This is a genomic window from Micromonospora sp. NBS 11-29 (genome assembly GCF_002140155.1).
Taxonomy (GTDB): Bacteria; Actinomycetota; Actinomycetes; order Mycobacteriales; family Micromonosporaceae; genus Micromonospora.
Genome location: NZ_NAPR01000010.1, coordinates 47,867 through 53,515 on the forward strand (window position 1 = coordinate 47,867; position 5,649 = coordinate 53,515).

A 5,649-nucleotide genomic window follows, 5' to 3' on the forward strand; every position below is an offset into this window, starting at 1 on the left:
AGGTACCCGCGCGACGCTCAGGACTGCTGCCGCTCGATCTCGACCCGCTCGATCACCACGTCCTGCGTCGGCCGGTCACTCGGCCCGGTCGGGGTGTTGGCGATCGCGTCGACGACCTTCACCGACTGCTCGTCGGCCACCTGGCCGAAGATGGTGTGCCGGTTGTTCAGGTGCGGCGTCGGCGACACCGTGATGAAGAACTGCGAGCCGTTCGTGCCCGGCCCGGCGTTCGCCATGGCCAGCAGGTACGGCCGGTCGAAGCGCAGCTCCGGGTGGAACTCGTCGCCGAACTTGTAACCCGGGCCACCCCGGCCGGTGCCGGTCGGGTCACCCATCTGGATCATGAAACCGCTGATCACCCGGTGCGAGATGGTGCCGTCGTAGTACGGCCCGCTGCCCGGCTGACCGGTACGCGGGTCGGTGTACTCCCGGGTGCCCTCGGCCAGCTCCACGAAGTTGCGGACGGTCTTCGGCGCGTGGTTCGGGAAGAGCTCCAGCCGGATCGGGCCGGCGTTGGTGTGCAAGGTGGCGTAGACAGCCTCGGCCACGGGTACTCCTCACTTGTTGGTCAGTTACTTGCGGATCCTCCCATGTGCCCGATCTGGCCCTGCGGAGGCATCCGAAGGTGGAGGATGACGAAGGAACAACTCCCAGGAGGTGGGACCGTGTTTGGAATCGGGCGGCGCAAGACCCAGGGCCAGCTCGCCAAGACCGAGCTGAACCAGGGCATCGGTCACCTGAGGCAGGCCGCCACGTACGCGGCGAAGGGTGCCGGTGCCACGGTCGGCCCGCGGGTCCAGGCAGCCCGGGTCGCCGTCGCACCCACCGCGGTGCTGGTCCGGGACCGGGCCTCCAGCGGGGTCGCGTCGAGCGTCGCGGCCCTCGCCCCGGTGGTTCTGGCCGTACGCAACGCCCGGACCGAGGCCGCCGGCAGGACGCTGGCCGGCCGCCGGGCCGTGGCGGCGAAGCAGTCCGCGATGACGAAGAGGGCGAAAAACATGAAGGCGGGAAAGAAGAAGCAGCAGCGCAGGTCGCGGGGCATGACCACCGGCCTNGCGAGCAGCAGGAGTGGACCGAGTACGACCCCACCGGCACGCTCGGCGTGACCGGTCAGGACAAGTTGGAGCCGATGCGGGAGGACGTGGACACGATCGTGGTGGAGACCCCGGACGCGAGCGCCAAGGTGACCCAGGCCGGGCCGACCGGCGCCGGCAGCTCGGCCGTGGCCGACGGCACCAGCGCGTCGACCACCACCCCCGGCGGTGACCCGGTGATCCACCCGAACAGCCAGGTCCCCTCGGTCGCCGAGGGCGCCCGGGACGTCACCGGCCGCCCGGCCGACGACATCACCAAGGCCGCCCAGAACGGCCGGAGCGCCGCGAAGGCCAGCGGTCGCCGCTGACCTTCAGACGTCGGAGCAGCGCCGGCGCGCGGGTACGCCCCGCGTGACCGGCGCTTCCGCCCTCGGTGCGGTCGACCTCGGCGGTCAGAGCCAGCCCCGACGGCGGAACCAGCGGTAGAGGACGAACGACAGGGTCAGGTTCACCGCCCAGATGCCGGGATAGCCGTATGTCCACGTCAGCTCCGGCATGTTCTGGAAGTTCATGCCGTAGATGCCGGCGATGGCCGTCCACACCGCACCGATCGCGGCCCAGGCGGNAGGATCGAGTTGAGCAGGTCGTCGTAGGAGTTGACCTGCTCGACGGTGCGGCTGAGGTGATCCTGCACGTCCCGGAAGTAGCGCCGCACCTCCTGCGGCACCTCGCGGTTGACCTGGGAGGTGAGCCCGAGCAGCGGGCGCTGCAACGGCACCACCGCGCGTTTGAACTCGACCAGTTCGCGCTTCACCTGGTAGATCCGTTGGATCCGGCCGCTGCCCTGGCTGTCGAAGACGTCCGCCTCCAACACGTCCAGGTCGTCCTCCATCCGGTCGGCGACCTCCAGGTAGAGGTCGACCACCCGGTCGGTGACCGCGTACGCGACCGCCCATGGCCCGTGGCGCAGCAGGTCCCGCTTCGCCTCCAGGTCGGCGCGGACCGGCGACAGCCGGCAGGCGTCCCCGTGCCGCACGCTGATCACGAAGTTCGGCCCGATGAAGAGCATCACCTGACCGGTCTCCACGACCTCGGAGTTCTCGGTCAGCTCGGCGTGCTCGCAGTAGCGGGCGGTCCGCAGCACCAGGAACGCGATGTCACCGAAGTGCTCCAGCTTCGGGCGCTGCTCGGCCTTGACCGCGTCCTCCACGGCCAACTCGTGCAGGCCGAACGTGGCGGCGATCTCGGTCATCTCGGTCAGGTCCGGCTCGTGCAGGCCGAGCCAGACGAAGCCGTCCCGCTCCCGTTGGGCCGCGGCCAGGGCCTCCGCGTACTGCGGGCGGCCGGGTCGACGCTCGCCGTCGACGTAGAGCCCGCAGTCGACGATCCCGCTGCGGCCCGGGTCGGACGGCTGGGGCGTACCCGGGGTGTCGTCGGCGTTGAGGATGCGGGACATGGCGCGTACCGGTGCCGCCCAGGCCCGTGGCCTCGGCGCCCGGCCCCCGTCGCGCCCGGTGCGGTCGCGTGCCACCCGGTCCGTCATCTCTCGCCCCCTCTCGACGTAGCTGCGGGTTGCAGGTTACGCCGCGCGGGGGCCGGCGCCGCCTCGGCGGCCGGTCGCGTGGTGCGGCGCCGGGCGGGCCGGGCCGCGTCTGGGGGGTGAGGGGCGACACGGCCCACCCGGCGCCTCGGGGGGAGTGAGGCCGGTCGCGTCGCCGGCCTGACCGGGGGTCCGCACCGGGCAAGGACGAGCGACGCTCGCAGCATTGTGGGTCGCCGGCCGGTCCAGCGGGAGGGCCGGACCGGCCAGCGAGGCCTTTCTGTCGGAAACCCGACAGAAATTCAGCCGCGTGCGGCCGCCATCGCCTCGGCGAGCCGCCGCACACCCTCGTCGATGCGGTCCGCCGTCACCGCGGAGTACGCCAACCGCAGCGCGTTCCGGCCGCCGTCGACCATGAAGTCGCTGCCCTTCACCACCGCCACGCCGCGCTCGGCGGCGGCCGGCGCGAGCCGGTCGACGTCGACGTCCGCCGGCAGCTCCACCCAGAGGAAGTAACCGCCGTCCGGCTCGACGAACCGGGCCTCCGGGATGTGCCGACGCAGCGAGTCGGCCAGCACCCCGGCCCGCTCNACTGGTGCACGATCGCCTGGGCCACCATGCCCGGGGAGATGTAGAGGTTGGTCGCCCGCTTCGCGATCGCCGCGATCAGCTCCGCCGGGCCGACCAGGTAACCGACCCGGACGCCCGGGCAGACCGTCTTGGTGAAGCTGGAGGCGTGCACCACCACGCCCCGGCTGTCCATCGACAGCATCGAGGGCAGCGGCTCGCCCCGGAACCGGATGTCCGCGTACGGGTCGTCCTCGAAGATCGTGAACTCGTACTCGGCGGCCAGGTCGAGCAGCTCACGGCGCTTCTCCAGGGAGAGCGTCACACCGGCCGGGTTCTGGTAGTTCGGGATGACGTGGGCCAGCCGCGGCCGGACCCCGGACTCCAGCAGCTTGCGCAGCTCGGCGGTGTCCAGACCGTCCGGCTGGATGGTCACGCCGTGCACCTCGCCGCCCATCTGTTGCAGGTTGAGCAGGGTGCGGTCGTACGTGGGGCGTTCCACGACCACCGCGTCTCCCCGGCGGACCAGGTGGTCGAAGAGGAACGCGTCGGCCTGCAACGAGCCGTTCGTGACCAGCACCTGGTCGGCCTCGACGCCGTGCTTCTCCGCGATCCACTTCCGCAGGGGCGGGTAGCCGACGGAGGTGCCGTACGCCGTGACCCCGGCGGGGTCGGCGTCGAAGGCGCGGACGGCGGCGGCCTTGAGCCCCTCGACATCGACGATGTCCAGCGAAGGAGCCCCACGGGCGAAGGAGATCAGCTGCTCGGCGGTCATGCGCAGAGCCTAGGGCCTGGCCCGGCGGGTCCGACCGCCATACACGCGAAGTTCAACATGCGGGNACGATCCGACCGGACACTGGCGCCGGCGACACCGGCCGCCGAAGGATTACGGGTCGCGGCAGGCCCGCCGGAGACAGGGGATGGGGCTCGTGACGGACGACGAGACGGGGCGGCTGGACGACCAGCGGTTCGCGCAGTGGCTGGCGGTCGAGGCCGGGACGGCGCTCACCGCGCTGCGGGAGCGGCAGGGCTTCGCCGACCCGAAGGCGCTCAAGGACGCCGGTGACCGGGCGTCGCACGAGCTGATGACGGCGGCGCTGGCCCGCTGGCGGCCGGCGGACGCGGTGCTCTCCGAGGAGGAGGCCGACGCGCGCCGCGCCTGGGCGGACGGGGAGCGGGCCCCCCGGCACGAGGCCGACCGGGTCTGGATCATCGATCCGCTGGACGGCACCCGGGAGTTCTCCGAGGACGGGCGGGACGACTGGGCCGTACACGTCGCCCTGTGGCAGCGCTCCGCCGCGCCGGACGGCGCCCTGGTCGCCGGCGCGGTCGGCATGCCCGCCCGGACCACGGTGGACGGCGAGCCGGTCGTCCTCGGCACCACCTGTCCGACGCCGAAGCCGGCCGACGGGCCGATCCGCATCGCGGTGAGTCGCAGCCGCCCGCCCGCGTTCGTCGGCGAGCTGGTCGAGGCGCTGGGCGCCCGGGCCGTGCCGATGGGCTCGGCCGGGGTGAAGGTCTGCGCGGTGGTGACCGGCGAGGTCGACGCGTACGTCCACGCGGGAGGCCAGTACGAGTGGGACAGCGCCGCTCCGGTGGCGGTGGCGCTGGGCGCGGGCATGCACGCGTCCCGGATCGACGGGTCGCCGCTGCGCTACAACCGGGCCGACCCGCGCCTGCCCGATCTGCTGGTCTGCCGCCCCGAACTGGCCGACCGGCTGCTCGCCGCGATCGCCCGTACCGGGGTCGAGATGCCCGCTTCGACCGTCACCGGTGACCAGGGTGAGGCGTTCGGCTGAGAGTGACGGTACGTACGGCCAGGGTGAACGAGGGTTATCGTCGGGCAGGAATGCGCGTCCGACCTGAGCCCACGACACGGGCCGCCGACAGCCAGGGAGGGCCATGCCGGCCGACCGAGACCCGCACGACGCCTTCGGGCAGCCGACCGGCCTGTGGCCGGGGCAGGACATCCCGCACCGGGCGGGCGGCCCCGCGCTGCCCTGGCCCGACGCCGACACCACGCCACCGGCCGCGCCGCAGGGCGACCTGCCCTGGCCGGAGCCGGGCCTGAGCGACCACGGCCACCGGCCCGGGTTCGACGCCGATCCGGGCTGGTCGGGGCACGTCCCGACCGGGCCCACCGGCACCGGCCCGGCCCACTGGTCGCCCACCGGACCCGAGGCCCACGCCGGTCGGGCGTTGCAGGCGGGGCCCGCATCGCACCACGACACCGCCTGGGCCGGCCCGGCCTGGCCGGGCGAGGCCGACTGGCCCGGTCGGCCCGGCGACATCGACCGGCACGGTCCGGCGGGCGGTGGCCCATCCGGGCCGGCGGGCGACGCCGGCTGGCCCGGGGCCGCCGGTGACACCCGCTGGGGACCGGCGGGGGCGACCGCCACGCTGACCGGACCACCGACGGACGCCCCGGTCGAGCCGCGTACCCGACCGGCTTCCGGCGGTCCGGGCCAGCCCCCACCGCCGCTCGCGCCGACGCCGTCGCCCGACGGG

At 73.4% G+C, this 5,649-nt stretch carries 2 protein-coding genes and 4 pseudogenes; 3 read left to right on the top strand and 3 right to left on the bottom strand.

Annotated elements, in window-relative coordinates:
- Positions 1-17: 17 nt before the first annotated feature.
- A complete protein-coding gene (locus tag B1205_RS13740; protein WP_089155985.1) occupies positions 18-548 on the bottom strand; it encodes a peptidylprolyl isomerase in 531 nt (176 codons plus the stop codon).
- An 84-nt stretch (positions 549-632) separates the two neighbouring features.
- Between B1205_RS13740 and B1205_RS13745 the strand changes: the two are divergent.
- A pseudogene (locus B1205_RS13745) lies at positions 633-1,402 on the top strand (hypothetical protein).
- Between the two features lie 84 nt (positions 1,403-1,486).
- Here the strand turns inward: B1205_RS13745 and B1205_RS13750 are convergent.
- Positions 1,487-2,577, bottom strand: a pseudogene (locus tag B1205_RS13750) (magnesium and cobalt transport protein CorA).
- A 299-nt stretch (positions 2,578-2,876) separates the two neighbouring features.
- Positions 2,877-3,916: pseudogene (locus B1205_RS13755) on the bottom strand (aminotransferase-like domain-containing protein).
- Between the two features lie 145 nt (positions 3,917-4,061).
- Between B1205_RS13755 and B1205_RS13760 the strand changes: the two are divergent.
- Together B1205_RS13760 and B1205_RS29695 are read left to right on the top strand one after the other, a co-directional pair.
- Entirely contained in the window at positions 4,062-4,940 is an 879-nt protein-coding gene (locus B1205_RS13760; RefSeq protein ID WP_089155986.1) for a 3'(2'),5'-bisphosphate nucleotidase CysQ, read from the top strand.
- A gap of 103 nt (positions 4,941-5,043) precedes the next feature.
- Positions 5,044-5,649 (top strand): annotated as a pseudogene (locus tag B1205_RS29695) (hypothetical protein); the annotation flags it as partial.